Origin of the sequence: Commensalibacter communis (assembly GCF_947179015.1) — a bacterium.
In the GTDB taxonomy this organism is placed as follows: domain Bacteria; phylum Pseudomonadota; class Alphaproteobacteria; order Acetobacterales; family Acetobacteraceae; genus Commensalibacter; species Commensalibacter communis.
In genome coordinates, this window is the sequence record NZ_CAMXCM010000002.1 from 275,219 (window position 1) to 302,200 (window position 26,982).

Below are 26,982 nucleotides of genomic sequence, written 5' to 3' on the forward strand. Positions count from 1 at the left end.
TCTTTGATCTTTATTAATGTGTTCAAGTAGATAAACTTGAACTATCTGAGTTTATGAACAGGCTCTTTTTATAGTGATATGTCTTTTCGAGTTATTCATAAGATATCCAATTGCTGTAATTCAGAAATCATATGTTTTGGAGGCTCAGCAATTGCAGAGAGGGGAGGGGATAAAGGTAAGGAAATCTCACGACTAAAGAGATGTAAATAACGTTCTTGATCGCCCTTAGAATTATAAATTGTATCCCCAATAATAGGATGCCCTAGGATAGCGCAGTGTGCTCTGGCTTGATGAGTGCGTCCTGTTAAAAGCTTTAATTCAAGGCAACTTATATGACCATTTGACCCCAATAATTTCCATTGAGTCGAAGTAGACTGTCCTTTGGGGTTCGCTTGCATTGACCATTGTTTATTTTTGGTGATTTTTAAAAGTGGTGTATCAATTTTTCCGTAATTTTCTTGCGGTTTTCCTTGTACGATTGCCCAATATATTTTTGTGACTTGTTTGGTGTCGAAACAATGTTGTGCATCGATTAGGGCTTGTTTACGTAAAGCAATAACCAAGCATCCCGCAGTATCTTGATCTAGCCGATGAACTAACCAAGGGCCATCTTTCCGCTTTGACATCATCGGGAAGAAATCTTCAACAGATTGTTGCGTGGTATGCTTGTTATTATAAACAGGCATACCTGCAGGCTTATTGATAATAATATAGTAATTATTTTGAAACAAAATAGGGAAAGGAAGCACCATGTGATGATCTTATTCGTTTGGCAGTTTATTGATTAAAATTTCTCTTTTCCCAACATGATTTGCGGGACTTACGATGCGTTCTTTTTCCATTTGTTCGATAATCTTCGCAGCACGATTATAGCCTATGGATAAATGGCGTTGAATGAAAGAAGTGGAAGCTTTTCCTTCTTTTACAACTAAAGCAATGGCTTGATTATATAGTTCATCATCATTATTATTCCCTCCAGAACGCCCAGTGTTATTATTTTCCTCGACAGGTTCAGCGGTTACATCTTCAACGTAAATAGGTTCGCCTTGTTGACGTAGATGATGAACTACTTTATCGACCTCGTCATCGGAAACAAAAGGACCATGCACACGTTGAATACGCCCACCGGCTTGCATGAATAGCATATCCCCTTGGCCTAACAACTGTTCTGAACCTTGCTCACCCAAAATAGTTCTACTGTCGAATTTACTAATCACTTGAAAGGAGATCCGTGTCGGAAAATTGGCTTTGATAGTGCCCGTAATCACGTCAACAGAAGGTCGTTGCGTTGCCATAATCACATGAATACCAGCAGCACGCGCCATTTGAGCCAAACGTTGCACGGCGGCTTCGATATCTTTACCTGCAACCATCATCAGATCAGCCATTTCATCAATGACTACAACAATATAAGGGAAATGCTCTAGTGGAATTTGCTGTTCTTCAAAAGTAGGTCTGCCTGTTTCTGTGTCAAATCCAGTTTGTACACGACGTGTCATAACCTTGCTTTGGTTACGTGCATTGGTAATCCGTTGATTATAACCATCAATATTTCGCACACCAAGCTGAGACATCAGGCGATAACGACGTTCCATTTCTCTGACCGCCCATTTCAGTGCAGATAATGCTTTGTGAGGGTCGGTAACGACTGGTGTTAAAAGATGTGGAATCCCTTCATAAACAGATAATTCAAGCATTTTGGGGTCAATTAAAATTAATCGACATTCATCAGGGGATAAACGATAGAGTAAGGATAAAATCATCGAGTTTACCCCAACTGATTTACCTGACCCTGTTGTTCCTGCAATTAGAAGATGCGGCATTTTGGCTAGGTTCGTATAAATGGGTTCACCGAAAATATTTTTACCCAAAGCCAAACAAAGTTTAGCTGTATGCCTGCGCCATGCTTCGGTTGTAAGCATTTCAGAGAAATATACCATTTCTCTGGTGCTGTTTGGCACTTCAATTCCAATAATATTACGTCCAGGAACCGTTGCAATGCGCACAGATATGACGGATAAAGAGCGTGCAATATCATCGGACAAGCCAATTACTCTGGCTGAACGAATACCTGGTGCGGGTTCAAGTTCATATAAGGTAACAACTGGACCACATAAGATTTCACCAATTGTTCCTTTGACGCCATAATCATCCAGAATTGTTTCCAACATGCGCGCATTGGCTTGTAAAATTTGCTCGCTAGGTCTGTTATTATTTCCCGCAGGATTTTCTCTTAATAACGAAACTGGTGGGAATGACCATGAATTTTCATTTGTATAAGGATCTTGTTGCTTATAAGGATCAGCAGCTTGCAGAGTTTCTTTGATTGGCGCAATATGTTCGTTTACGATATGTTCTTTAATTGGGGTTAGGCGTTCTTTGATTGGTTTGTTAAAGAGTGAGAAAATATCTTTTACTTTTGGTGGTGCGGCCGTCTCAGTTTCTTCATATACAGTGTTTTCTTCTTGATAAACTTCATTGCTAGTTTCAATAGATGGTGATGTCGGAGCAGCAGAAGTTATTTGTGCTGGAGCAGAAGAGTAAGGGGCGTGTTTGGTGTTTTTTTCTTGCACATCTTGGGGATTAAAAATAGGGGTATTATCAGGTGCCATTTCACTTGCTACTTGCTTTTTAGGTGCAGGAGCAGAGTAGGGTGTATGGGTTGTTGCTCTGATTGATTCTTGATAAGAGGGAGGGGTATAATCTTGTTCAAATACAGTGTTTGGGTCAGATTTAAAAGGTGTTTTATCGTATGAACGCACGGGTGCTGAATATGCACTGTTTGTATATTGATCTGTCTCAGTAGTAGTTTTTTTTCTTTTGAAAATTAGATAAGTGATAATACTAAAAATACGTTTAAAAAACCTGATGATTTTTTGCCATTCTTGTTTTGACAACCCCATTGATAAAGGGATTAATAACGCGCATAAAATCAGCCCTAGTGACCAGATTAAGATCTTACCAGACAGTCCCAGAGCGTCGAACGCTGCTGTGAAAGAGGTTTGAGCAATGACAAATCCCACTGATCCACCAATTCCAGATTCACTGGGCCATTCAGGAGAATAATTATTTGAAACAAAAAGTGGTATAGCAGCGATGACAGCAGCACAAACAGGTAAAGCAAACAGCATCGCAATAATGCGTAGAATAAATCCATGTAAATGTTGGTGTTTGATAATACGCCATCCCCACGCCATAAAAACTATAACGGGAAAAAAGCTGGCAATTCCAACCCATTGAATTAACATATCAGATAAATACGCTCCAACATACCCAAGTAAATTAGTAGGGGACTGAGTCGATGAAGTGTTAAAAGAAGGATCGGCGGGATTATAACTGATTAATGCGACAATCAATAGCAAGGCGAATACCCAAAGAATCCAGCCACTAAGCTGCACAACTCTTTTTCCAAATGCAGACTGTAATTCAGAAGAAATAATTTTTTCTGTTTTGTTATGGCCGATCACAATGATTATCCGTTTGTTTGTAAGATGGTAAAAAAGATTCTTTAAGAAGAGTAGTTCACTCTATCATATTGCTATATTTCCAGAATTTCAAATATGCGGCTCCTATTTTTCGTTCATTTAATAAGGTTACTGATTGATCCATCAGTAATGGTTCATCAATAGCTGTTTCTGTAATAATTAACGCATCTTTTGATATATATTGATTTCTTCTTAGATGTTCGAATGCAATAGGAATTAATTTTTGATGATAAGGAGGATCAAAGAAAATAAGATTACATAAATAATTGCTAGGTGGAGATGTTAACACATCTTTATATAGGATACTCTGCGAATTTGCACGGCAAAGTTGAATGTTTTTTTCTAAAACTTGCCTTGTTTGCGTATTTTTTTCAAAAAAAATTGCTTTTTGTGCGCCGCGAGAGAGTGCTTCGAGTCCCAAAGCACCCGTGCCAGCAAAGGCATCCAGAATAATTGCATCTTCTATAAAAGATTTTCCTGCCCAAGGGGCATGCAACAAGATATCGAACAAGGTTTGTCTTGCACGGTCTGATGTTGGACGTGTTTCTTTGCCCGTTGGGGTGTATAAATGGGTGCCTTTATAATGTCCTGCAATAATACGCATACTAACTTACTTTTTTTTGGATTCTGCGGGGTTCCAACCCAGTTGTTCTTTGATAACTTTCAAGGTTACTTCGTCTAAACTTCCTTTGGGTAAAGTGCCCAGTTGGAATGGGCCGTATGCAATGCGGATCAGTCGATTGACTTGCAAGTTAATATGTTGCATGACCCGTCTAATTTCGCGGTTACGTCCTTCTTGTAGGGAAACCGTTAGCCATGTGTTATTCCCTTTTTGAGAATCAACTTTGACGTCAATAGGGGCATAATGAATGCCTTCAACGGTGATCCCTTTTTTCAGTTTGTTAAAATCGTCTTGATTAATGGTGCCAAAAACGCGAACGCGATAGCGTCTTGTCCATTGGCTGCTGGGCATCTCTAGTTTTCTGGCCAAAGCACCATCATTGGTTAATAGTAGTAAACCTTCACTATTTAAATCCAAACGACCCACACTGACTACTCGAGGCATTGTTTCAGGCAGGGCTTCGAAAACGGTTTTACGACCCTCTGGATCTTTGTGTGTGGTGATTAAACCAACGGGTTTATGATACCGCCATAAACGCGTACGGTCTGGTGGAGAAATGACTTGTCCGTCAACGCGGATAATATCGTTTTCTTGGACAAAGGTTGCAGGTTGAGTAACAGGTTCATTATTTAGTGAAATTTTACCTGCTTCGATCATGGCTTCTGCTTCACGGCGAGAGGCAACGCCTGCTCTTGCCAACCATTTGGCAATACGTTCTCCCTTAACAGCAGATGGAGAATCAGAATTATTATTTGTGTTGTGCATAGAGTTTCGCCTTGGCAATTAAAGCAGAGAAAATTTTTCGATCAGGATATTCTATTCCAAATTCGGGATGCCACTGTACACCAACAAAGAAATCTCGTGAAGGATCTTCAATCGCTTCAATCAGATTATCTTCGGCAACCGCAGAGACAATACCTCGTCCAGTAGATTTAATCCCTTGATGATGGGAGGAGTTAACAGCCCATTGCGGTCTTTGGCTTAAAGTTGATAAAATTGTATTGGGTCGAATGATAACACTATGGCTGCCTTGATGAGGGGGTAAGTCTTGCTCATGGGGTAAAGCATCAGGAAGATCATCTGGAAGATGTTGATAAAGCTCGCCGCCTAAATATACAGCCATTAATTGTGCGCCACCGCAGATTCCTAAAATGGGAATATTTCTTTCCCATGCTGCTTTTACAAGTGTTAATTCGAACGCAGTGCGTGCTTCATTGAATTGGACGCTTGGATGTATATCTGAGCTGCCATATAAAGAGGGATGAATATCAAAATTCCCTCCACTGATAATCAACCCATCAATTTTATTTATTAAAATATCGATATTTTTATGGTTAAGCGGTGGAAGTCCTATTGGGATTCCGCCGGCTTCGATGGTTATTGTTGTATAGTTTTTACGCAAAGCAACCCAAGGATAAGCAGAATATCCATTGGCTGAACCATTTAGCGCGTCAAGGGTAATACCTATGATGGGAGGGGATAGGTTTGTCATTAATAGAATAATCTATACTTAGAGAATGTGGATGAATAATTTCTTTTTTAAAAAGAAGTGTTATGTTTGTCAAAGTCTCTTTGTACATTATAAAAATTAAATTAATTTATACAAAATATATTTGGTTAATTCTGCTTCATTAAGGACAATAAGATTGCATAAAAAAGATCGCTCTTTTTGGAAGATGGATGTTGCATTGCATCTGGCAAAACGTGCTTTTGATGCAGGTGAAGTTCCCGTGGGTGCTTTGATATTATCACCAGAACGGTATATTGTTGCCCAAGCCTTTAATCAAATGGAACAACTCCAAAATCCGACGGCACATGCAGAATTATTGGCATTAGCGCAAGCCTGTAAAAAATTAAATCAAAAACGGTTAGTTGGATATACATTAGTCGTGAATTTAGAACCTTGCCCCATGTGTGCAGCAGCAGCGATGCATTATCGCGTAGATCGTATCGTTTTCGGGGCGTATGATTCGAAAGGTGGCGGAACAGAACATGGTGCTTGTGTTTTCTCTCATCGGCAATCTTTACATCGACCAGAGATTATTGGCGGGGTCAGAGAGCAAGAAAGTCAGAATTTAATAAAAAAATTTTTTCAAAAAGTAAGAACAACCTCTTGTCAATTTTTGCCATAATTACCAATCATAATATGTCTTAACTATTCATGATGATGAATTTTAAAATTAGGTGTTCAATGATTAATCGTTTAAATAAAGACAAAATGGTCAAACTATTTTCTCAACTTACCCCTTATATACGTCAAGGGGTAATGGTCTCTCTATTGATGGGGAGTTCCATATCATTGGTTGGAATGCCTTCAGCTTACGCTGCTGAAGGATCAAAGTTATTGAATGAACATAGCGGGGCGATAAAACCCGTTACATCTGCGCAAAATCTGCCTAATTTTGTAAGCTTGGTAAAACAAGTTAAGCCAGCGGTGGTGTCTATTACGACCAAAATGACCGTTGGTGGTGACGATCAAATGATTGATGGTTTTCCCGATAATGAGGGTTTTTCTGGCAGAGGTGGATTCTCGTCTCCTTTTCCTTTTCCGATGTTCCCTCAGCAAATGCCTAAACAGGTTGTAGAAGCGCGAGGATCTGGGTTTATTATTTCCCCTGATGGATATGTGGTGACCAACAACCATGTTGTCAAAGGAGCAAAGAAAATCACTGTTTCCCTTGAGGACGGTGCTAAATATCAAGCCAAAGTAATTGGCCTGGATCCAAAAACAGATCTAGCGTTGCTGAAGATTCAATCTGATAAGCCTTTTTCATTTATACAACTAGGGGATTCTAATGGGGTCGAACCAGGAGAATGGGTGGTGGCTGTTGGCGACCCATATGGTTTAGGCGGGACGGTAACGGCTGGTATTGTTTCAGCACGCGGGCGAGATATTGGTGATAGCCCCTATGATTCGTTTATTCAAATTGACGCACCAATTAATCGTGGAAATTCTGGAGGGCCATTATTTTCCCAAGACGGTAAAGTAATCGGTGTGAATACTGCTATTTTATCCCCATCAGGGGGGTCTATTGGCATTGGTTTTGCTATTCCTTCGAATACAGTAAAAACGATTATCACCCAACTTGAAAAAACTGGACATGTAACCAGAGGTTATATTGGTGTTGCAGCGCAATCTGTGACGTCTTCTATGGTCAAAGCATTAAAACTGCCTGAACCTGAACATGGTATTGCCCCTCAAGGCGCATTGATTGCGTCGATTTCTCCAGACAGTCCTGCTGAAAAAGGAGGGTTGAATGTTGGGGATGTTGTGCTTACACTAGATGGAAAAACAGTTCAAAATCCTCGTGAATTAGCAGTTAAAGTAGCTGGTATTACCCCTGGAACAGAGGCTAAACTGGTTGTTTTACGTGATGGTGTCAAAAAAGAGCTTTCTATCAAAGTTGCTAATTTAAATGATGGTAAAGAAGATAATAAAGAAGTCGTTAAGAAACCAAGTAATATTGGAGTGGCATTATCACCATTAACGCCTGACATCAGACAACAAATTGGTGTTGATGAAAGCATCAAAGGGGTTGTGATTAGTGGCATTAAAAGCAATTCCCCAGCAGATCGTGCAGGTTTACAGCCAGGAGACGTGATCGTTTCCGTTGATAATCATCCCGTTAACAATCCAAATGCTGCGACAGATGCGATTACGAATGTTCTGAAAAAAGATTCGAATGTTTTATTGAGAATCTTAAGAGGTAATCAGTCTTTATTTGTTTCGATTAGCACGAATGATGCTGAATAAATTCGTCGATTAAAATATATTAAAGAGTTAAAAAAACCAGGCAATATGACCTGGTTTTTTTATGGATTTTGCCAAAGCAAAAGAATTTGACAGTTTTATAAAGCTGAATTAAAAATATTATAAAGAAGATTAGGAGATGATATCCTCCTTGTAAACTGCCGCATTTTGCGGATGATGATATCTACGTCAAGCCGGTTTTGTACGGGGCGCGTAGATCTGTACCTATCTGGCAATGTTATTTGTATGAAGGATAGGATATGTTTAATTCAATTATCATGATTAGTGTCGGTGGGGCACTAGGGTGCTTGTTGCGCTGGTGGTTAGGGTTATCCCTTAACGCTTTGTTTCCGTGTATGCCATTGGGAACTTTTGCAGCAAATTGTATCGCAGGATATTTAATTGGCGTTGCAATGGCTGTCTTTTTGTTGATTCCATCATTGGCACCGTGGCGATTATTCATTATTACAGGCTTTCTGGGCGGTCTTTCAACATTTTCGAGCTTTTCTGCAGAAGTCGTAATGTCCATGCAAGAGGGACGCTTTTTTTGGGCAGGAACTGAAATCGTGACTCATGTTGTCTGTTCAGTTGCTTTGACAATATTGGGGATGATGACAGTTCATTTTTTCTTTAACAATCTATAAGAAAAAGAATTTTAGTAACTTTTTGATTTAAATGAAATATTTGGCTGTAATTGTAAGGTTTTTACAGATATAGATAACTATACGTTGTTCTATTGAAGTATTAATAGGCAATATTCACCCATATTCAATTAAAATTTGGGTTAATTTTTATTTATAAAATTGATTTGATTTTGAAACGATGAAGTGGTATCTACCCTTCCGACAACATTTTCAAAAGACCGCTTTTGTAAAATGTTTATCATTTTTGCTATTATTTTTAATCAATATTAGGATATAATCATGTTAAAAGAATTAACAAGTGCAGAAATCTCTGAAGTATCTGGAGGTTGTTTTATTTTCTGTCGTCCACGTCCTTCTAAATGCAGTCCATACCCAAAACCTTCCTATCCTTCGCAAAAACCTCAGTACCCACAACAGCCTTCATATCCACAATACCCTTCATATCCACAGCAGCCTTCCTACCCTTATGGACGTCGTTTCTCGAGATAAGCCTGTTGTAAAATGGGGGATTGCTTATGTAATTCCCCCTAGTCAGTGGTAATTACAAAAAAGCATTACTTATCTGTGAATATTTTCCTATATTAACCTTATTATTTAGTTCTATGTTCAACTAATAAGTAGTAACAAATCATTCTTTATAGACATGTCCAAATATGACAATATGATCTTTTTTATGAGAAGGATCATTCGAGATGTCAAGAAAGTTGTTTACATGGATAATAGGTCTCCAGATAGTGATAGGCAATATTTATGCTTTTGCTCAAACCGTTAAAATAAAACCTCCATTTGATGAATCTGTGTGGCGTATAGAGACTTTGTATAATCAACCAAAAACCATTCAAACCTATCAAGGGGAAAGGAATTATGCGTCTATTTCTTTCAACCCTTATACACATCGGGTAACAGGTCGTGGTTTATGCAATAAATTTATGGGAAAATTTGAAAAACACAATGATAAAGTAACCATTCGTGACGTGATTACGACCCATGAAACGTGTCTATCTGAGGATGTAAATACACAAGATGATCGCCTTTTTAATTATTTAAAATCCGTTCAATCTTATTCTATTCATGGAAAAATATTAAGATTAAAGGATGCTCAAAATCATTCCTTGATTATCGCACGTTGGGCTAAATAATAGTTAATTTGAATTGAAAGATATAGGTGAATAAATGATCATCCAAACCGATGAAATTCTTGATTTAAATACGCCAACAGGCTTGATGCGTTGTCATATTTTTCGCCCTGTTGCCGGAGGAAAATATTCTATCGTTATTTTTTATTCCGAGATTTATCAGGTTACTCAGCCTATTCGTCGTTTGGCTGCCTATATTGCGGGGCAAGGATATATCGTGATTGTGCCAGAGGTATATCATGAATACGAACCTTTGGGGACGGTATTGGAATACGATAAAGATGGTACGGATCGTGGCAATTGTTTGAAATTTGAAAAGCCTATTTCTGCCTATGATTCAGATGCGCATACAGTGATCGAATGGGCAAAAAAATACGAGCACGGAAATGGTAAGGTCGGCACGATGGGCGTTTGTCTTGGTGGGCATTTGGCATTACGCGCTGCATTACATTCTGATGTTTGGGCAGCAGCGTGTTTCTATCCAACGAATGTCCACGATTCAACTTTGGGGCAAGGGCAGAATGATGATACGATCCATCGTTTAGCAGAGTTGAAAGGCGAGGCTATGTTTGTCTTTGGCAGACAAGATCCTCATGTGCCTTTTGCAGGTCGTATCCAAATTCAGCAAGCATTACAACAAGCAGGGGCTAACTATGAATGGCATGAATTTAATGCGCAACATGCTTTCTTGCGTGATGAAGGGCCACGATACGATGCGGCTTTATTTCAAACTTGTATAGAATTAGTTATTCGTTTATTTGGACGGAATTTATAGTTTACTTACAATATGTTATGACATAAAAATGAAACATATTATCTCATCTATTAAGGAAAAACTATATGTTTCATTTAAAACGACGATTTGCACTAGCACCTCATCACAAGGAAAAAACAATACAAGATTTTAAGGTAGAAACAGTAAGATTACAGCAAAAATCATTAATTAAAGACGATCCTATTGAAACGTTCAAAGCGTTTTCTTTGTGCTTTTATTGACTACAGTAGTTTGTTCAGCATTCTCTGAAATGCATTCTTCGTTATCTGTTATAATGCGTTTATTCTCTGTTGAATATTTTATTTTAAATTGTGTGCTTTAAACTTTTGTAACTTTTTTTAAATGCTTTATTTCGGGAAAATGGGTTTTAAAGCAACTAGATAAATTTCATATTTATATTCAAATGATAATTGTTGTTATCAGCTTTACGGTTATTGCAATATTGGCGATAGGTTTGATGGTTTTTTATGGGTATTTGCTAAAGATTTTTATTGATGAAGCGATCAATTATCAATTGATTACGCTTTTTTTCACATTGATAACAAACCGTTGATATTTTGTGATTAGCATTAGAACTCGCGATGAATTCTAATGCTCTTGTATTACTTATTTAGTTTCTTCAGTATTTTCTTTGACATAAGCCTCGACAGGGCCACTCAATTTCATGGTCATTGGTGTGCCATCACGTTTTACAGTGTTACTAACAGTTACTCTAACCCACTGTTCGCTGATGCAATATTCCAAAATATTGTCTTTTTCAACGCCTTTGAAACGAATACCGACCCCACGGTTCAGCAGTTCTTCGTTATAAAAAGGGCTGTTTGGATCAGCAGACAGGCGATCTGGAAGCGTATCAGTCATGTGAAGTTCCTTTGGTTGTAATTTTTAATAAAGTGCTTTTATCTATTACAAAAAAATATTGAAACATGACAAGGAAAATTGTCCGTACGTTGGTTATTTATAGATAATAAAACAAAATAAAGTTGCCTGTGAGGACATTTTATAGTTGAATTTGGCAAATATATATTATATATATAATTTCAGAGCAGATGTTTCATCTGTCTACTTTGTTCTTTGAATTATTAAAATGAATAGATCTTTAAAATTAAGCTTGATTTGTGCCTTTCGGGGCGCTGGTTCTGCCAGATTTTACTAGCCATATGATTAATTTGATAGGTTGTTTGTAACAATTGTCTATTAGGTAACGTGCTTTGAAAACAGGACACGAGATATAAACAAGCTACAGTATTATGGCAAGGGTAAGAAAAACTTTTTGAGATGTAAGGTGAGTAACTGGGCATCAACAGAATTTCTTTTCAGCTTAATTGCTATGCAAGGGGGCAATATTGCCTGGTTAGAAGGGAATATCACTATTCCCCCCAAGTAAAAAGGAAGATTTAAATGTCTTTTAATAAATTAAAGCAAGCGGTAAAGAAATTACAACGCGCGCTTGAGGAACATGGTGGTTCTCTTGATGCCCAAATAAGATTGGCTTTTGAAATTGAAATACAGGAATTGTTACTAGAGATTGATGAACAAAATGAAAGGAGGAAGCAAGAATTACAAGCAATGTATTTGAAACTATTAGCGGGACTATTATCCGCTTTACCAGTTCTCAAACAGTTGTTGGATATGTTTTATCATCATTTTTAAGGTAGTTTCATGTTTCAATACTCAAGAGTGAGCTTGTTTAAAAGTTGCTCACCCTATTCTAATTTTTAATTTGATTGGATTTTATTATGAATGTAGCTCATGCGATAAAAATATGTAGAGCTGCTAAAAAACTTTCTATTGAAGCACTTTCTAACGAATCAGGTCTTTCAAAGTCATATATCTCAAAGCTTGAAAATGGCAAGCGTAAGCCTTCTATGGAAGCGATTGAAAAAATATCAGAAACATTAGGGATACCTGTAGTAGTCTTATTGATGTTAGCTGCTGAAAAAGGTGAGATTTCTACGTTAAGTCCCGATCTTGTATCTGAATTACAAAAATCAGTATTGGATGTTTTAGGAAGTTAATTTGATGCAATATCTGTCTTATACAAAAGAAAATAGAATTCAAAATATCTCTTCATTATGTTTGGCATTAAAGATTAAGCAAGACGATTTATTAGAAATTGCAAATAATGTGCAGAATTATTATAAGCCACCATATTTTATCGAAAAGAAAAATGGTGGGCAGCGCTGTATTATTGATACAGTTGATCCTTTGAAACCATTATTAAAGTCAATTAATAAAGTGTTTTTTAAGAATGTTTACTTTCCTGACTATTTAACAGGCTCTATTTCAGGAAGGGATTATATTTCAAATGTTAAGATTCATCGTAATTCGAAAAATATTATCACAGAGGATATAACTTCGTTTTTTGATAATATTACAGAAAGTCATGTATATGATATTTGGAGACGTTTCTTTAGATTTTCTGATTCAGTTGCACAAATATTAACCCAATTAACGACTAAAGATGGAAAGATACATCAAGGTGTTCCGACAAGTTCTTATCTTGCAAATCTCTCATTATGGCGACATGAGCAACATTTTGTTAACGATCTGAAAAAGAAGGGATTTGTTTATAGTCGATATGTTGATGATATGACGATATCATCCTCTAATGTGATTAGTAGAGAAGATAAAACATGGGTTATTTCACATTTGATTGGTATGTTGTCTGCTAATACGTTACGTATAAAACGGTCTAAACATGCGGTTTTAACAAGTAATAAGCCAATGAATATAATGGGGTTAAATATCAACGGTTCTAAACCAACGACCCCTAAAAAAGATCGTGATATTATTAGGGCAACGTTGCATCGTTTTGATAAGCATCCAGCTTCTTTTTCAGTAGAAGATTTACGTAGTTTACAGGGAAAGATCATAAATATTCGGCGTATGCATGTATCAAAAGGTGAGAAGTTTCTTAAGCAATTCAAAGAAACGTTACATAAAAATCATATTACTATATAAGATTTAGCTTAATATAAATTTGTATATTTAAAATTGAAGTATATTTGCTTTGTAAATAAGCATTTTATTTAATAAAGTTATAAATAATTTTAGTTTAGGGAGAGAGCATACCAATGGTTCATATCAGTCGATGGAAGAAATTATTATTCAGCACCATGTTGGTGCAAATTGGAACTGTTGGTTATGGGATGATTTCGATCCCTGCGTGGGCGGATGAAAATACTAAATCTGCACAAACACAAGAAAAAACACAAGAACAGGCATTGATGCGTTATCCAACCTTACACGGGGATAAGATTGCATTTGTTGCGCGTGGTGATGTGTGGGAAGTCGATAGAAAAGGTGGAACTGCACATCGTTTGACTGCGGATACGGGTGAAGATTTAATGCCACGATACTCGCCTGATGGAAGATGGTTGGCTTTTACCGCCAGCTATCAAGGCAATCGTGATGTTTATGTCATGCCTGCCGCTGGTGGAGCGGTTAAACGGTTAACTTATCACTCTGATGTTGTCGCTTCGGCTCCTGAACGGTGGGGGCCTGATAATATGGTTGTCACATGGACGCCTGATTCAAAGGAAATTGTCTTTTTATCTCGTCGTAATGCGTGGAACAGTTGGATGAGCTTGCCGTTTACGGTTTCTGTCGATGGTGGTTTACCTAAACAACTTCCCTTAGATCGCTCTGGATTTATCAGCTACGGCGCTTCGGACAAAGAAATTGCTTATACCCGTATTTACCGTGATTTCCGCACATGGAAACGGTATGATGGCGGGCTGGCTCAAGACGTTTATACGTATAATTTTGATACAAAAAAGCTCGATCAAATTACCCATTGGAAAGGCACAGATACCATTCCAATGTGGTATCAACATAAGATTTATTTTCTATCAGATCGTGATGCCAATCGTCGTTTAAATTTATGGGTATATGATAAAACGACGGGGAAAACCACACAGGTTACACATTTTACGGATTATGATATTGATTTCCCATCATTAGGTGATAATGGCATTGTTTTCCAACAAGGTGGCAAACTCTACGTCTTGGATTTACCTTCGGAACAACTTCATACGGTTTCAGTTAAAGTTCCTGATGATGGCACACGTACGATGCCTCGTTTTGTAGAGGTCAGTGATTCTATTTGTAAAATTGATGCTGCACAACAACCTGATTATTCGATTTCTCCGAATGGTAAACGTGCTGCCTTTGCTGCCAGAGGAAATATCTTTACCGTGCCAGTCGAACACGGTGCGATACGGAACTTAATTTATGCGAGTGATGTGGATGCAGATCATCCAGTTTGGTCTCCTGATGGGCAATGGATAGCCTATACAACGGATAAAAATGGTGAGCAAAATATTGCAATTCGTCCATCAATTGGTGGTGAAGAAAAAATCTTAACGGATTTCAAATCAGGATATTATTATGCACCGCGTTTTTCTCCAGATGGTAAAAAACTAGCTTTTTCTGATGGAAATCATAATTTATGGCTGGTCGATGTTTCTGGTAAGAATCTAAAGCAAATTGCTGTGGATCGGAATGCAGAAATTCATGATTTTAATTTCTCGCCTGATAGCAAATGGATTGCATATAGCCTAACACAAGCCAACCAACAACGTACCTTATGGGCGTATAATATTGCTCAGAATATGCCTTCTCGGCTGACTACAGGTCAAAATAGTGATTATTTACCTGTATTTTCTCCTGATGGTAAATATTTATATTTTGTTTCTAACCGATATGAAAATACAGTGTTTGCTGATAATGAAATGAATGCACTAACGGTTAAAAGTGCAGGAATCTATGTCGCGACTTTGGCTTCGGATATCCCATCACCTTTTGCTGTGCGTTCCGATGAAGGCCAAACTGAAACCAAAGACGACAAAGAAGCGAAAAAAGCATCTGTGCCAGAAGTAAAATTTGATACGCAAGGATTTGGTGAACGGATTGTTCCCGTGCCGATGACTGGTGGTGAAATTACAGATATGCAAGCTGCTGGGGATAAGATTTATTATTTACTATCTCCACCACAAACGATTTCTGGAGAATTTTCTGGTGAAAAGCCTGAATTGCATGTTTATGATCTCAAAGAACGTAAAGATTCATTGATTGAAAAAGGGATTGATAATTACAGCCTGTCTTATGATGGTAAAAAGGTTCTCTACAATCAAAAAGACTCTTGGATTATTGCGGATGCCAAAGAAAAACATAGCGATGATAAAACATTAGACGTTTCTTCGATGCGTGCTCGGATAGAGCCACCCAAAGAATGGCAAGAAATGTTTGATAATGCTTGGCGTTTACAAAGAGATTTATTTGTTAATCCAAAGATGAATGGTCAAGATTGGCAAGCCATTCACGATAAATATGTGGCTTTGATGTCTTTGGCGGGTTCCAGAGCTGACGTAAATTATATTATCGGACAAATGGTGGGTGAAATCGGGAACTCTCATACTTATGTAGGGGGTGGGGATCAACAAGACCCCGTTAAAGCAGTTCCAACTGCTTTATTAGGTGTTGATTTTGCCTATGATGCACAAAAGGAACGCTATTCATTGGCAAAAATTTACCAAGGGGATAATAGTCGTCAACAATATCGCAGTCCTTTGACAGAACCAGGGCTAAACATTAACGAGGGGGATTACTTATTGTCTGTGAATGGGCAAGAGGTCAAAGGAAATGTGAATCCTTATCAGTTCTTTGTTGGGGTTTCTAATCCTGTGCAATTGTCTTTTGAAGATAAAGATTCAGGTAAAATCAAAAATGTTGAAGTGAATACCCTTAAAAACGAGCTTTCTTTGAAAGAAAGAGCATGGGTAGAGCATAATCGTAAACTCGTTGATCGTTTATCAGATGGCAGAATTGCTTATATTTATCTGTCTGATATGGAAGAGTTGGGAATGCAGCAATTTATTCGCCAATTTTACTCTCAACTTGACAAAGAAGCCGTGATTATTGATGACCGCTGGAATGGCGGTGGGTTCATTGATCAAATTCTGTTGGAAAGATTACGACGCATCTTGGTTGGTATGACAACCAATCGTGAAAAGATGCAAGCAACCCTGCCTCAACAATTAATTAATGGACCCAAAGTAACTTTGGTTAATCAATATTCTGCTTCTGATGGCGATATTTTTCCATATTATTTCCGTAAATATGGATTGGGTAAAGTCATTGGTAAACGCACATGGGGCGGTGTTCGTGGTATTCGCGGATATTGGCCTTTACGTGATGGGGGATATATTACCATTCCAGAGGAAAGCCTGTATGGATTGAACTCTGAATGGATTATTGAAAATTATGGTGTTGAACCTGATATCGAAGTCGAAAACACACCAAGTGAATTACAAGATGGTCATGATAAACAACTGGAAACAGCAGTGAACTATTTAATGAAAGAATTAAAAGATCACCCTACGAATTTGCCATCTTCTCCAAGTTGGAAGACTGCTTATCCTCCTCAAGGAGAGCCATTTGCTAAAGATCAACCTAATAAAGAAACTAAATAATAAATAATTTTATAGTAAAAGGGCATATTTGATAGAATATGCCTTTTTTATATTTTAATAGTGACCTGATTAAACAAAATAATATATTTGTAATGTAAGAAATATTATTCTTGGAGATATACCATTGATAAACCGTTTCTTTTGCTGGAGCATCCAAGCGATACAAAGATCTTTTGATTATAAAGGTCGTGCTTGCAGAAGAGAGGTTTGGAGTTCCTTTTTTCTTTTTCTTGGAATTGGTGTAATCGTATCTTTATTAGCATCATGGATGAGTGATGGTGCATATCTTTTGTTACTATTGATGATGTTTGGGATCTTTATTGTTCCTGTTATTTCATCATGGGTGCGCAGGTTTCACGATATTAACCTCAGTGGAAAATGGTTTTTTCTTTTATTGAGTATGATCCTTTCTTGTTTTGGATATTTGATTAATTATTTTATCTTGGCATTACCTAGGACTTTACAAGACTGGGAAGCGTTAGAAAATGTGGAACGAGCAGAGGACCCATTATGGGTTGCTCTGAGTATATTATGCTTATTTTGTGTGTTGTTGATCGTCTTTTTGACGTTGATGTTAGTCCGTGGTTCGGAAAAAAATAAATACGGCTTACTTCATGATTATATAGATCATGATAATTGGTTACTTCGTTAAGTAAATAGATACTGAAGGATATGTAGCTTATTGATCAAATCTTGTTAGGAATATTAAGAAGTATCTTAGTTGCTATTGCTAAAAGTATTTTTTCATTTGAAAGTTTGTTAATAGTTGCCCACGACAATATACATGCTGATGGGTAACAACTGTAAATTGATGTTTTTCAAAAAAAGGTTTAGCAGTAATGCTGGCATCGGTACTGAGCATTTTTATATGATGTATCATTTCTTGATCTTCTAATTTTTTTAAAAGTTGAGCTGCTACACCGATACGTTGATAGGTTGGATGAACATAGAGCATCTCAATATGATGAGTTGCTTGGAGGCTGATAAAGCCAATAATGAAATTTTCTTTTGTTATAGCAACCCATGTGGTCAGTTCTTTAAATTTATTATGCCATTGTTCAGGGTTGATTTGCGACCATGCTTTAATTTGTTCTGGACTATAGTCTTTATTGGCAGTTTCATGGATGGATTTAACAAACAAATCTATAAGCAAACCTGAATTGTCAGCTTCCAAAGGACGTATTGTAAATTTTGTATTATGAATCACTGGCATGCTCAATATTTTATAGAGTGTGTGAATTAATACAGCTTACAACAACGGTAAATGCGGTACAAATATTGTGTAATACCCAGTGGCAAGGGTACAGCTTTCTATCTTTTTACCGTTTTGTATGGGGCATTGAACCCAATGATGATTTTCTAAGATCATAGCAAAACCATCTTCTTCTTTACAATCTTTTTTTAACCATCCATTAGCAACGGTGCATTTTTTATAAAGGTCTTTTTCTTTGATAAAATAATAGCCATCTGCTGGGTTGCAATTAATGGTTGCCACGCCTTCTTTAATCCAACATCTTTTATAATTAGCATATGCAGAACATGAACCGACCAGACTTGAAAAACATATTCCTAAAAGGGTAAGGAAATTTATACGGTGATGAGGCATAATATTCATATTTCCTATATTGAGATGCAGAATACAAAGAATGATATTGTTTTCAGGGATCAAGATAGCTTAGGATGCGTAAGGAAGAAATTCTTTTTTATACATAAAGGATAAAAAGTGCAAAAATATTATAAAATCAAGTCTGCAGCTCTTTGTGTTTTGGTAGGAGCTAGCGTTTTGGGAACGTCTGTATATGCAATTGATGTCAAAAGCTCTATTCCAAAAGCGAACCAAACATTGCAGGCTGGCACTCAAGAAATCATGTTGAAATACGATCATGAATTTAACCCTTTTCGTAGCAGATTATTACTGGTTGGGGAACAAGGAGAGCCAAAGCTCATCCCAGCAACGGTTTCTTTAGATCACACGCAAGTAAAAACACAATATCCATTAACAGCAGGAAAATACAAACTGCAATGGCAGATTTGGACGTGGAAAGGCGAAGAAAGCTCTGGTGAAATTCCGTTTACAGTCGAGGAAAATGCACTTGATACCACTCACTCTACGGCTAATTTAAGTCCAGCCCCAGCGACGAATGGGCAAAGTGGTAATGCCAGTGCAAAACAAGCCCCGAGTAATTGAAGGTGAGGCATATAATTTAATGCATGGAGCTGAGCATCCGTAATCATTGCGCCGAAAATGATAATTGGGGTTAGTAAAGGAAAGGTCAGTAAAGGAAGTAAGAAAGCACTTCTTCTGGCACCTAGGGCAATACAAGTTGCCATGCCGCCGAGTAAGGACAAGCATCCTGTGCCAATCATCAGGCTAAATAGGAATAAAGGGATTGCATGATAGGGAAAATTGAACATCAACGCTAAAGGAACACTGGCAATCAGTAAAGGCATCCCTGTTGTTAACCAATGCCCTACTATTTTTGCGAATGCAACACCATATGGGGGCAATCCCAACAATAAGAGTTGCTCCAATGATCCATCTTCATATTCATGGTTAAACAGACGCTCTATGGGTAATAGAGCGGCGAGTAAAACACATACCCATAAAATACCTGGGGCGATTTGACGCAATAATTGTGGCTCTGGCCCCAAGGCTAATGGAAACAAAGAAGCGATTAAAATAAAAAATAAAATCGTGCCTAAACTATCCGTCCCGTATTTCAAGGACAATTGTATTTCTCGGTGAATAAAGAATAAAAATATACGCATTTTATAGGGATGGTACCAAAGACGATAAAGAGGGTAGATGAAGCGTTTTGCTATTTTCTAAAGGTAAGGGAATATGAGTTGTGGTAATAATCATTCCCCCTTGTTTTGTAAATTTTTTAAAGATTAAACCTAATTGTTCGATGGTTTCTTGATCTAATCCAACAGACGGCTCATCCAACAACCATAATTGTGCAGGTTTTAATAAAATACGTGCTAATGCTGTGCGTCGTTTTTGCCCTGCGGATAGCATGCGCACAGGAATATCCGCCATGTGATCTAGGTTCACTGTTTTTAAAGCTGCTTGAAGATCAGTTTTGTAAATTTGGCTGGTGATTAGTAAATTTTCTTTGACGGTAAGAGCGGGTTTTAAAGAATCTTGATGGCTCAGCCAAGCAATATGTTGTGTATGTTCTATAGCGTTTTTGGTAATATCGGCCTTATTCCAAGTCATTTGTCCAGCATCAGGCGATCTAAGTCCTGCTAAGAGACGCAGTAATGTACTTTTTCCTGCCCCATTTTTTCCTGTGATAATCAAAGACTCACCGGAAGAAAGTGAAAAGCTGATATTTTTTAAAACTAACTTTTCCCCATGAAATGCGCTGATATTGATAATCTCAAAACAATTTGTTGATATAATAGACAGTATTTATATCCTTTTCGTTTCAGTACACACGTAAGTGAAAAAACAAATTGACTCATATAATTGCTTTTATTCGATTCGGGATATAAAAACTATAGTAATCGATAATTTTGGTAAAATAGTTTACTATATAGATTGTTCAGAAACGAAATACACGAATAAGGAAGCCATTATGAAGCTCATTGGCCAAGATAGTTTAAAAACATGTCGCACATTAGATGTTGATGGAAAAAACTATCATTACTTTTCTTTACCCGAAGCAGAAAAACAAATAGGCTCTGTTAAACATTTGCCTGTTACGTTAAAAGTATTACTTGAAAATATTCTACGCTTTGAAAATGGAAAAGCCTTTACCGTTGAGAATGCAAAATCTGTCGTAGAATGGTTAAAAAATCATCGTAGTGATTCCGAGGTTCCATTTCGTCCAGCACGTATTTTGATGCAAGATTTCACAGGGGTTCCTGCCGTTGTTGATTTGGCGGCTATGCGTGAAGGGATGATTAGTTTAAAAGGCGACCCTCAAAAAGTTAATCCTTTGATTCCTGTGAATTTGGTTATCGACCACTCTGTGATGGTCGATTATGCAGGTTCTTCAACAGCATTAACACAAAATATTACGTTAGAATTTGAACGTAACGCTGAACGTTATGCATTTTTACGGTGGGGACAAGAAGCATTCAAAGGTTTCTCAGTGGTTCCTCCTGATACAGGGATTTGCCACCAAGTCAATTTGGAACATATTGCCAAAGTGGTTTGGCATAATGAGGAAGATGGTAAAACCTACGCATATCCCGATACGTTATATGGAACTGATTCACATACAACCATGATTAATGGTTTGGGTGTTTTGGGTTGGGGTGTTGGTGGAATTGAAGCCGAAGCCGCAATGTTGGGGCAGCCAATCACCATGTTAATTCCTGATGTTATTGGGTTTAAATTAACAGGCAAATTGGCTGCTGGTGTAACTGCTACAGATTTAGTTCTTAAAGTTACCGAAATGCTGCGTAAAAAAGGTGTTGTTGGTAAGTTTGTTGAATTTTTTGGTCCAGCGTTGGATCATTTGCCACTTTATACTCGCGCAACAATTGCAAATATGGCTCCTGAATATGGGGCAACTTGTGGATTCTTCCCAGTTGATCAACAAGCCCTTGATTATTTACGCTTAACAGGCCGTGATGAACATCAAATTAAATTAGTTGAAGCTTATCTTAAAGCTCAAGGCATGTTCCGTGATGCAAACGCGGTTGATCCAGAATTTACCGATACATTAGAACTTGATATTGGCACTGTTGTTCCTTCTATTTCTGGCCCTCGTCGTCCACAGGATCGGATTGATTTATCTGCTGCAAAAACGGTATTTGAAAAAGAATTAACAGACGGATTTAATGTTCCAGCGGCTCAAGACAAATCTTATCCTGTTGCCAATGCTGATTATGAATTAGAACATGGTTCTGTCGTGATTGCTGCGATTACCTCTTGTACCAATACATCCAATGCTGAAGTGATGATGGCTGCTGGGTTGTTGGCGAAAAAGGCACATGCATTGGGATTAACCCGTAAACCTTGGGTTAAGACCTCTTTGGCACCAGGATCTAAAGTTGCAACAAATTATTTGCAGAATGCTGGCTTGATTGAGCCTTTAAATGCATTAGGATTTAATATTGTCGGATATGGTTGCACAACTTGTATCGGGAATTCAGGTCCGTTAGAAGATGATATCATTGATACGATTGAAAATAATAAAATGGTAGCCACAGCCGTTCTATCTGGTAACCGTAATTTTGAAGGTCGTATTTCTCCGAACGTTCGTGCGAATTATCTTGCCAGCCCTCCGTTGGTGGTTGCTTATGCAATTTTGGGAACATTGCGTAAAGATATTACCAAAGATCCAATTGGCGTTTCCAAAGATGGTAAAGAAATCTATTTGAAAGATATTTGGCCATCAGCCAAAGAAATCTCTGATGCCATGGCTTCTTCGATTACCAAGGCTGAATTCCTTAAAGGATATGATGGCGTTGAAAAAGGTCCTAAAGAATGGCAAGCTTTGTCTGTTGCAACTGGGTCGCAAACGTATAGTTGGGATGAAAAATCAACTTATGTCCGTAATCCACCATATTTTGATGGCATGGGTCAACAAGCACCAGCAACACGTCCTGATATCAAAGGGGCCAGAGTATTAGCAATCTTGGCTGATAACGTAACAACTGACCATATTTCTCCAGCAGGCTCTATTCGTAAGGATTCCCCAGCAGGAAGATATTTGACCGATCATGGTGTGAAAGTCGAAGACTTTAACTCTTATGGTTCTCGTCGTGGTAACCATGAAGTCATGATGCGTGGAACCTTCGCTAATATCCGCATTCGTAACGAGATGGTTCCAGGTGTTGAAGGTGGCTACAGTAAACATTATCCAGATGGCAAAGAAGGTGCGATTTACGATGTTGCGATGCAATATATGCAAGAAAACACCCCACTAGTTGTCTTTGGTGGTAAAGAATACGGAATGGGTTCTTCTCGTGACTGGGCAGCCAAAGGCACCAATCTTTTGGGTGTGAAAGCTGTTGTTGCAGAAAGCTTTGAGCGTATTCACCGTTCTAACCTTGTAGGAATGGGTGTGCTTCCATTATTATTTGAAGAAGGAACAACGCGCAAAACGTTAAACCTTAAAGGGGATGAGCAAATTGATATTCTTGGTGTGGAAACATTACAACCACGTCAAAAGATGACAATGCGTATTCATCGTGCTGATGGGTCAACTCAAGATGTTCAATTGATTTGTCGTGTGGATACCCAAGAGGAAGTTGAATATTACCGTCATGGTGGTATTTTGCCTTATGTTCTTCGTCTTATGGCTGAATAAGATTTGCTGTTATAGATCATGAAAAGGGAGGCTTTAAAAGCCTCCTTTTGTGTATGGAGATTATTAGTCGGCAGAATCAGTATTGCCTTCTTTTTTACAAGAGTTTGTCAGTTGAACTAAGAAAATAGCAGCATCTTGTTTATAATAAGTAAGAATTTGTTTTAGTCCCTTATTGGGGAATTGTGGCTTTACGTAATAGTTAAAGCGTTTTTGGAAAGTTGGCCAAGACACAAAAGGATATTCTTGACTAATATCTGGTTTCCCCAAAGCAGCTCTTTTTTCTTGCTCTAACATAATCTGACTTGTAATGGCGATATCAGCAAGAATACATTGTTGAATATCAGGCGACGTTCTATCTGTGTTTTCATAGCAATCTGATATTGCATTGATCAGACCTCCTATATCTCCTTGACATAAAGGTGGGGAAAACCGTTTTGATGCAGCTTCTATTGTATCAAAAGCTAAAGGTTTTTTTGTATTTGCAGCAGAAGCGCATATGGGTAAAGCCATTAAACCTGCCACAATTAATATTTTCTTCATGAAAAATCCTGTTATATTTATGATTGTTCACTGAATATATACAGACATATAATACTTATGAAATTTTTTAATAAAAATAATTATTATTTAATTATTATAGTTGCTGATAAACAATCAAGATGTATTTATTATTCGTGGCGATCGTCAAAAATTAATAAATAACCTTATGCCCATAACTTGCCAGAATAGATTGTAACCGTTTTAAAGTTTCAGCAGATGGGGGTTCAACGCCTTCCAATTTATATTCTTTTCCTAGAGTTTTCCATTTGTTTGCGCCCATTTGATGGAAAGGCAACATTTCAATACGTTCAACATTATCCATCTCTTTGGTAAATTGTCCCAATAAATGTGCGGATTCATCGTCATCTGTCCATCCAGGAACAATAACATAACGTATCCAAGTGCGTTGATTTTGTTGATGTAAATATTTTGCAAACTTTTTGGCATATTGATTGGAAATGCCAGTCAGTTTTCTATGGATATCATCATTCATTTGTTTTAAATCAAGCATGACCAGATCAGATTCATTGACTAAATTAACAATATCTTGATTATACTCACCGACATAACCATTGGTATCGAGGCAAGTCGTTAGTTGTTCTTGATGCACGGCTTTAAAAAGTTCTGTTACAAATTTTGCTTGTAAAACAGCTTCTCCCCCAGAAGCAGTAACCCCACCGCCATTCGGTTGTAAGAAAGGTTTGTAGGTTACGATTTCTTTCATTAACTCAGGAACGGTGACAATTTTCCCTCCTTTAATATCCAAAGCATCGGGATTATGGCAGTATAAACATTGCATTAAACAGCCTTGAACAAAGACAATAAATCGAATTCCATCGCCATCAACAGTACCAAAAGATTCAACGGAATGAATACGTCCTGTAATAAGCTCTGCTGACATATTTATGCTTTCATTTATAGTTGTAAGAAAGACCCTATAAAGGGTCTTTCGTTAGTATTCGTTCGTTATAGAGTAAAAGGATTGTTTAATCTTTACATAGAAGCTGTGAATGTACGATTAATCACATCATTTTGCTGTTCAGTGGTTAACGAGTTAAATCGTACCGCATATCCAGAAACACGGATCGTTAGGCTTGGATATTTTTCAGGATGTTGTTGTGCATCGACCAAGGTTTCTTTGTTAAATACATTGACGTTCAAATGCTGCCCACCTTCACGGTTGTCATTATGATGGAAATATCCATCCATCATGCCTGCAAGGTTGGCTTTGCGCACAATGTCGTCTTTACCCAAGGCATTCGGAATAATTGAAAATGTATAAGAAATGCCATCTTTTGCATAGGCATAAGGTAGTTTAGCGACAGAAGTCAAAGAAGCAACAGCGCCTTTTTTATCCCTGCCATGCATCGGATTTGCGCCTGGTCCAAATGGAGCTCCAGCACGACGACCATCAGGCGTATTGCCTGTTTTTTTGCCATAAACAACATTCGACGTGATGGTTAGCACAGATTGTGTTGGTACGGCACCACGATACATGGGAAGTTTACTAATCTTCTTCATAAAGCGTTCAACAAGATTACATGCAATATCATCTACACGATTATCATTATTGCCGAATTGCGGATACTCGCCCTCAATTTCAAAATCGACAGCAACCCCATTTTCATCACGAACAGGGTGAACTTTGGCGTATTTGATTGCTGATAAAGAATCTGCAGCAACGGAAAGTCCAGCGATACCACAAGCCATTGTGCGAATAACATCACGATCATGTAACGCCATTAATGCAGCTTCATAGCTATATTTATCATGCATATAATGGATACAATTCAGGGCTGTGACATATTGTTTTGCTAACCAATCCATAAAGTTATCCATACCTGCCATCACTTTATCAAAGTCAAGCACTTCATCCATCATAGGCGCAGTTTTAGGTCCAACTTGAGCTTTTGATTTTTCATCAACACCGCCATTAATGACATAAAGCAATGTTTTAGCAAGGTTTGCACGTGCGCCAAAGAATTGCATTTGTTTACCAACGACCATTGGGCTGACACAACATGCAATGGCATAATCATCACTGTTAAAATCAGGACGCATTAAATCGTCATTCTCATATTGCAATGATGAAGTGTCAATGGAAACTTTACTGCTGAATTCTTTAAAGCCTTGAGGCAGTTTTTCAGACCATAAAATGGTAATATTTGGTTCTGGTGAGGGTCCCATTGTGTAAAGCGTATTTAGGAAACGGAAAGAGTTCTTTGTGACCAAGGTGCGCCCGTCAAGTCCCATACCACCAACAGATTCTGTTGCCCAAATTGGATCACCAGAAAAGAGCTCATCATATTCTGGAGTGCGAAGGAAACGAACCATTCGCAATTTCATCACAAAGTGATCGATAAACTCTTGAGCTTGCTCCTCAGTAATAACACCATTGTCTAGGTCACGTTGAATATAAATGTCCAAAAATGTTGATGTACGTCCCAAAGACATTGCCGCCCCATTTTGGGATTTAACAGCTGCCAAGTAAGCAAAATATGTCCATTGAATGGCTTCTTGTGCGTTGGTGGCTGGGGCTGAGATATCGTAACCATAGGATGCTGCCATGGTTTTCATATCATTTAAAGCACGATACTGCTCTGTAATTTCTTCACGTAAACGAATAGTTTCTTCTAAGTTTTTGCCTGTTTCCAAATTATCTTGTAAAGAATCAAATTGTTGACGCTTTTCAGCCATTAAGAAATCAATACCATAAAGGGCTACACGGCGATAATCGCCGATGATACGACCACGACCATATGCATCAGGAAGGCCGGTAATAACACCAGATTTACGACAAGCCATGATTTCAGGGGTATAGACATCAAAAACGCCTTGATTATGGGTTTTACGATATTTGGTAAAGATGTCCAAAACTTCAGGATCCAATGTTTTATCATAGGCTTTACAAGAACTTTCGATCATACGAATACCACCATTTGGCATAATCGCACGTTTTAAAGGTTTATCGGTTTGTAAGCCAACGATTTTCTCTAAGGATTGGTCGATATATCCGGCGTCATGAGAAGTAATGGTTGAGATAATTTTAGTATCAAAATCCAAAGGTGCCTTGGTGGCATTTTCGATTTTAATTCCCTCCATAACGTCAGCCCATAATGCATCCGTTGCTTTGGTAGCAGAAGCTAAAAAGGTTTCATCTCCTTCATAAGGAGTGTAGTTATCTTGGATAAAGTCGCGAACTTCGACTTTAGCTTGCCAAGAGTGACCTTTAAAACCTTTCCAGGCCAGGACTTGTTTTTCAGTGAGGTTAGACATATTCATCT

Annotated in this window: 26 protein-coding genes and 1 riboswitch; of the genes, 13 read left to right on the top strand and 13 right to left on the bottom strand. The window is 37.9% G+C overall.

The window, feature by feature from the left end:
• Window positions 1-95 precede the first annotated feature (95 nt).
• From PQG54_RS06070 to PQG54_RS06090, 5 genes are read right to left on the bottom strand one after another with little or no spacing between them, the layout of a single operon-like run.
• Window positions 96-752, bottom strand: a complete 657-nt coding sequence (locus PQG54_RS06070) for an RluA family pseudouridine synthase (protein ID WP_271789667.1) — start codon at window positions 750-752, stop codon at window positions 96-98.
• 9 nt (window positions 753-761) lie between these two features.
• The gene (locus PQG54_RS06075; RefSeq protein WP_271789666.1) at window positions 762-3,467 is read right to left on the bottom strand and encodes a DNA translocase FtsK; all 2,706 of its coding nucleotides are present in this window, start codon (window positions 3,465-3,467) and stop codon (window positions 762-764) included.
• Between the two features lie 55 nt (window positions 3,468-3,522).
• A complete protein-coding gene (gene rsmD / locus PQG54_RS06080; RefSeq protein WP_271789665.1) occupies window positions 3,523-4,089 on the bottom strand; it encodes a 16S rRNA (guanine(966)-N(2))-methyltransferase RsmD in 567 nt (188 codons plus the stop codon).
• A gap of 6 nt (window positions 4,090-4,095) precedes the next feature.
• Window positions 4,096-4,872, bottom strand: coding sequence for a pseudouridine synthase (locus PQG54_RS06085; RefSeq protein ID WP_271789664.1), 777 nt, complete (start codon window positions 4,870-4,872; stop codon window positions 4,096-4,098).
• On the bottom strand, window positions 4,856-5,599 hold the full coding sequence (locus PQG54_RS06090; protein WP_271789663.1) for a gamma-glutamyl-gamma-aminobutyrate hydrolase family protein: 744 nt from the start codon (window positions 5,597-5,599) through the stop codon (window positions 4,856-4,858). Before PQG54_RS06090 ends, PQG54_RS06085 begins: the two co-directional genes overlap by 17 nt.
• 154 nt (window positions 5,600-5,753) lie before the next feature.
• On the opposite strand from PQG54_RS06090, the gene PQG54_RS06095 reads away from it, so the two are divergent.
• The 6 genes from PQG54_RS06095 (at window position 5,754) to PQG54_RS06120 (ending at window position 10,634) form a co-directional block, all read left to right on the top strand.
• Window positions 5,754-6,239 (top strand): nucleoside deaminase, encoded by a 486-nt coding sequence (locus PQG54_RS06095; RefSeq protein ID WP_271789662.1) that lies wholly within the window; start codon window positions 5,754-5,756, stop codon window positions 6,237-6,239.
• A gap of 59 nt (window positions 6,240-6,298) precedes the next feature.
• On the top strand, window positions 6,299-7,861 hold the full coding sequence (locus tag PQG54_RS06100; protein ID WP_271789661.1) for a DegQ family serine endoprotease: 1,563 nt from the start codon (window positions 6,299-6,301) through the stop codon (window positions 7,859-7,861).
• Window positions 7,862-7,984: 123 nt separating this feature from the next.
• A riboswitch (Fluoride riboswitch) is annotated at window positions 7,985-8,052 on the top strand.
• Between the two features lie 66 nt (window positions 8,053-8,118).
• Window positions 8,119-8,502 (top strand): fluoride efflux transporter CrcB, encoded by a 384-nt coding sequence (gene crcB / locus PQG54_RS06105; protein WP_271789660.1) that lies wholly within the window; start codon window positions 8,119-8,121, stop codon window positions 8,500-8,502.
• Window positions 8,503-9,236: 734 nt separating this feature from the next.
• The gene (locus PQG54_RS06110; protein ID WP_271789659.1) at window positions 9,237-9,641 is read left to right on the top strand and encodes an META domain-containing protein; all 405 of its coding nucleotides are present in this window, start codon (window positions 9,237-9,239) and stop codon (window positions 9,639-9,641) included.
• Window positions 9,642-9,675: 34 nt separating this feature from the next.
• On the top strand, window positions 9,676-10,413 hold the full coding sequence (locus tag PQG54_RS06115; RefSeq protein ID WP_271789658.1) for a dienelactone hydrolase family protein: 738 nt from the start codon (window positions 9,676-9,678) through the stop codon (window positions 10,411-10,413).
• Window positions 10,414-10,478: 65 nt separating this feature from the next.
• Complete coding sequence (locus PQG54_RS06120) at window positions 10,479-10,634, top strand: hypothetical protein (RefSeq protein WP_271789657.1); 156 nt, start codon at window positions 10,479-10,481, stop codon at window positions 10,632-10,634.
• Window positions 10,635-11,019: 385 nt separating this feature from the next.
• Here PQG54_RS06120 and PQG54_RS06125 read toward each other — a convergent pair whose 3' ends face one another.
• Complete coding sequence (locus PQG54_RS06125) at window positions 11,020-11,274, bottom strand: DUF3297 family protein (RefSeq protein WP_271789656.1); 255 nt, start codon at window positions 11,272-11,274, stop codon at window positions 11,020-11,022.
• Window positions 11,275-11,814: 540 nt separating this feature from the next.
• On the opposite strand from PQG54_RS06125, the gene PQG54_RS06130 reads away from it, so the two are divergent.
• From PQG54_RS06130 to PQG54_RS06150, 5 genes are all read left to right on the top strand, one after another.
• Window positions 11,815-12,066: a hypothetical protein gene (locus tag PQG54_RS06130; RefSeq protein WP_271789655.1), complete on the top strand. Its 252-nt coding sequence runs from the start codon at window positions 11,815-11,817 to the stop codon at window positions 12,064-12,066.
• A gap of 86 nt (window positions 12,067-12,152) precedes the next feature.
• Complete coding sequence (locus PQG54_RS06135; RefSeq protein ID WP_271789654.1) at window positions 12,153-12,431, top strand: helix-turn-helix domain-containing protein; 279 nt, start codon at window positions 12,153-12,155, stop codon at window positions 12,429-12,431.
• Window positions 12,432-12,435: 4 nt separating this feature from the next.
• On the top strand, window positions 12,436-13,377 hold the full coding sequence (locus PQG54_RS06140) for a reverse transcriptase family protein (RefSeq protein ID WP_271789653.1): 942 nt from the start codon (window positions 12,436-12,438) through the stop codon (window positions 13,375-13,377).
• A gap of 113 nt (window positions 13,378-13,490) precedes the next feature.
• Window positions 13,491-16,889, top strand: a complete 3,399-nt coding sequence (locus PQG54_RS06145; RefSeq protein WP_271789652.1) for a S41 family peptidase — start codon at window positions 13,491-13,493, stop codon at window positions 16,887-16,889.
• Window positions 16,890-17,013: 124 nt separating this feature from the next.
• A complete protein-coding gene (locus PQG54_RS06150) occupies window positions 17,014-17,541 on the top strand; it encodes a DUF805 domain-containing protein (RefSeq protein ID WP_271789651.1) in 528 nt (175 codons plus the stop codon).
• A gap of 78 nt (window positions 17,542-17,619) precedes the next feature.
• Here the strand turns inward: PQG54_RS06150 and PQG54_RS06155 are convergent, their stop codons facing one another.
• Together PQG54_RS06155 and PQG54_RS06160 are read right to left on the bottom strand one after the other, a co-directional pair.
• Entirely contained in the window at window positions 17,620-18,096 is a 477-nt protein-coding gene (locus tag PQG54_RS06155; protein WP_271789650.1) for a GNAT family N-acetyltransferase, read from the bottom strand.
• 42 nt (window positions 18,097-18,138) lie between these two features.
• On the bottom strand, window positions 18,139-18,495 hold the full coding sequence (locus PQG54_RS06160) for a hypothetical protein (protein ID WP_271789649.1): 357 nt from the start codon (window positions 18,493-18,495) through the stop codon (window positions 18,139-18,141).
• Between the two features lie 117 nt (window positions 18,496-18,612).
• Between PQG54_RS06160 and PQG54_RS06165 the strand changes: the two genes are divergently transcribed.
• Complete coding sequence (locus PQG54_RS06165; protein WP_271789648.1) at window positions 18,613-19,077, top strand: copper resistance CopC family protein; 465 nt, start codon at window positions 18,613-18,615, stop codon at window positions 19,075-19,077.
• Here PQG54_RS06165 and ccmB read toward each other — a convergent pair.
• Together ccmB and ccmA are read right to left on the bottom strand one after the other, a co-directional pair.
• Window positions 18,993-19,658, bottom strand: a complete 666-nt coding sequence (ccmB, locus tag PQG54_RS06170; protein ID WP_271789647.1) for a heme exporter protein CcmB — start codon at window positions 19,656-19,658, stop codon at window positions 18,993-18,995. The two genes, PQG54_RS06165 and ccmB, sit on opposite strands and share 85 nt — an antisense overlap.
• Before the next feature lies 1 nt (window position 19,659).
• On the bottom strand, window positions 19,660-20,304 hold the full coding sequence (gene ccmA, locus PQG54_RS06175; RefSeq protein ID WP_340163358.1) for a heme ABC exporter ATP-binding protein CcmA: 645 nt from the start codon (window positions 20,302-20,304) through the stop codon (window positions 19,660-19,662).
• Window positions 20,305-20,470: 166 nt separating this feature from the next.
• On the opposite strand from ccmA, the gene acnA reads away from it, so the two are divergent.
• Window positions 20,471-23,158, top strand: coding sequence for an aconitate hydratase AcnA (gene acnA, locus PQG54_RS06180; protein WP_271789646.1), 2,688 nt, complete (start codon window positions 20,471-20,473; stop codon window positions 23,156-23,158).
• Between the two features lie 63 nt (window positions 23,159-23,221).
• Here acnA and PQG54_RS06185 read toward each other — a convergent pair whose 3' ends face one another.
• The 3 genes from PQG54_RS06185 to pflB form a co-directional block, all read right to left on the bottom strand.
• The gene (locus PQG54_RS06185; RefSeq protein WP_271789645.1) at window positions 23,222-23,698 is read right to left on the bottom strand and encodes a hypothetical protein; all 477 of its coding nucleotides are present in this window, start codon (window positions 23,696-23,698) and stop codon (window positions 23,222-23,224) included.
• Between the two features lie 151 nt (window positions 23,699-23,849).
• Window positions 23,850-24,599: a pyruvate formate lyase 1-activating protein gene (gene pflA / locus PQG54_RS06190; RefSeq protein WP_271789644.1), complete on the bottom strand. Its 750-nt coding sequence runs from the start codon at window positions 24,597-24,599 to the stop codon at window positions 23,850-23,852.
• 92 nt (window positions 24,600-24,691) lie between these two features.
• Complete coding sequence (gene pflB / locus PQG54_RS06195; protein ID WP_271789643.1) at window positions 24,692-26,974, bottom strand: formate C-acetyltransferase; 2,283 nt, start codon at window positions 26,972-26,974, stop codon at window positions 24,692-24,694.
• Window positions 26,975-26,982 lie beyond the last annotated feature (8 nt).

What these genes read in the sequence shown, in the direction of transcription:
- PQG54_RS06070 (WP_271789667.1), bottom strand. Translation starts at nt 752, where the DNA reads ATGGTGCTTCCTTTCCCTATTTTGTTTCAAAATAATTACTATATTATT.
- rsmD (WP_271789665.1), bottom strand. Translation starts at nt 4,089, where the DNA reads ATGCGTATTATTGCAGGACATTATAAAGGCACCCATTTATACACCCCA.
- PQG54_RS06085 (WP_271789664.1), bottom strand. Translation starts at nt 4,872, where the DNA reads ATGCACAACACAAATAATAATTCTGATTCTCCATCTGCTGTTAAGGGA.
- PQG54_RS06090 (WP_271789663.1), bottom strand. Translation starts at nt 5,599, where the DNA reads ATGACAAACCTATCCCCTCCCATCATAGGTATTACCCTTGACGCGCTA.
- PQG54_RS06100 (WP_271789661.1), top strand. Translation starts at nt 6,299, where the DNA reads ATGATTAATCGTTTAAATAAAGACAAAATGGTCAAACTATTTTCTCAA.
- crcB (WP_271789660.1), top strand. Translation starts at nt 8,119, where the DNA reads ATGTTTAATTCAATTATCATGATTAGTGTCGGTGGGGCACTAGGGTGC.
- PQG54_RS06115 (WP_271789658.1), top strand. Translation starts at nt 9,676, where the DNA reads ATGATCATCCAAACCGATGAAATTCTTGATTTAAATACGCCAACAGGC.
- PQG54_RS06120 (WP_271789657.1), top strand. Translation starts at nt 10,479, where the DNA reads ATGTTTCATTTAAAACGACGATTTGCACTAGCACCTCATCACAAGGAA.
- PQG54_RS06125 (WP_271789656.1), bottom strand. Translation starts at nt 11,274, where the DNA reads ATGACTGATACGCTTCCAGATCGCCTGTCTGCTGATCCAAACAGCCCT.
- PQG54_RS06130 (WP_271789655.1), top strand. Translation starts at nt 11,815, where the DNA reads ATGTCTTTTAATAAATTAAAGCAAGCGGTAAAGAAATTACAACGCGCG.
- PQG54_RS06135 (WP_271789654.1), top strand. Translation starts at nt 12,153, where the DNA reads ATGAATGTAGCTCATGCGATAAAAATATGTAGAGCTGCTAAAAAACTT.
- PQG54_RS06140 (WP_271789653.1), top strand. Translation starts at nt 12,436, where the DNA reads ATGCAATATCTGTCTTATACAAAAGAAAATAGAATTCAAAATATCTCT.
- PQG54_RS06145 (WP_271789652.1), top strand. Translation starts at nt 13,491, where the DNA reads ATGGTTCATATCAGTCGATGGAAGAAATTATTATTCAGCACCATGTTG.
- PQG54_RS06160 (WP_271789649.1), bottom strand. Translation starts at nt 18,495, where the DNA reads ATGCCTCATCACCGTATAAATTTCCTTACCCTTTTAGGAATATGTTTT.
- ccmB (WP_271789647.1), bottom strand. Translation starts at nt 19,658, where the DNA reads ATGCGTATATTTTTATTCTTTATTCACCGAGAAATACAATTGTCCTTG.
- acnA (WP_271789646.1), top strand. Translation starts at nt 20,471, where the DNA reads ATGAAGCTCATTGGCCAAGATAGTTTAAAAACATGTCGCACATTAGAT.
- PQG54_RS06185 (WP_271789645.1), bottom strand. Translation starts at nt 23,698, where the DNA reads ATGAAGAAAATATTAATTGTGGCAGGTTTAATGGCTTTACCCATATGC.
- pflA (WP_271789644.1), bottom strand. Translation starts at nt 24,599, where the DNA reads ATGTCAGCAGAGCTTATTACAGGACGTATTCATTCCGTTGAATCTTTT.
- pflB (WP_271789643.1), bottom strand. Translation starts at nt 26,974, where the DNA reads ATGTCTAACCTCACTGAAAAACAAGTCCTGGCCTGGAAAGGTTTTAAA.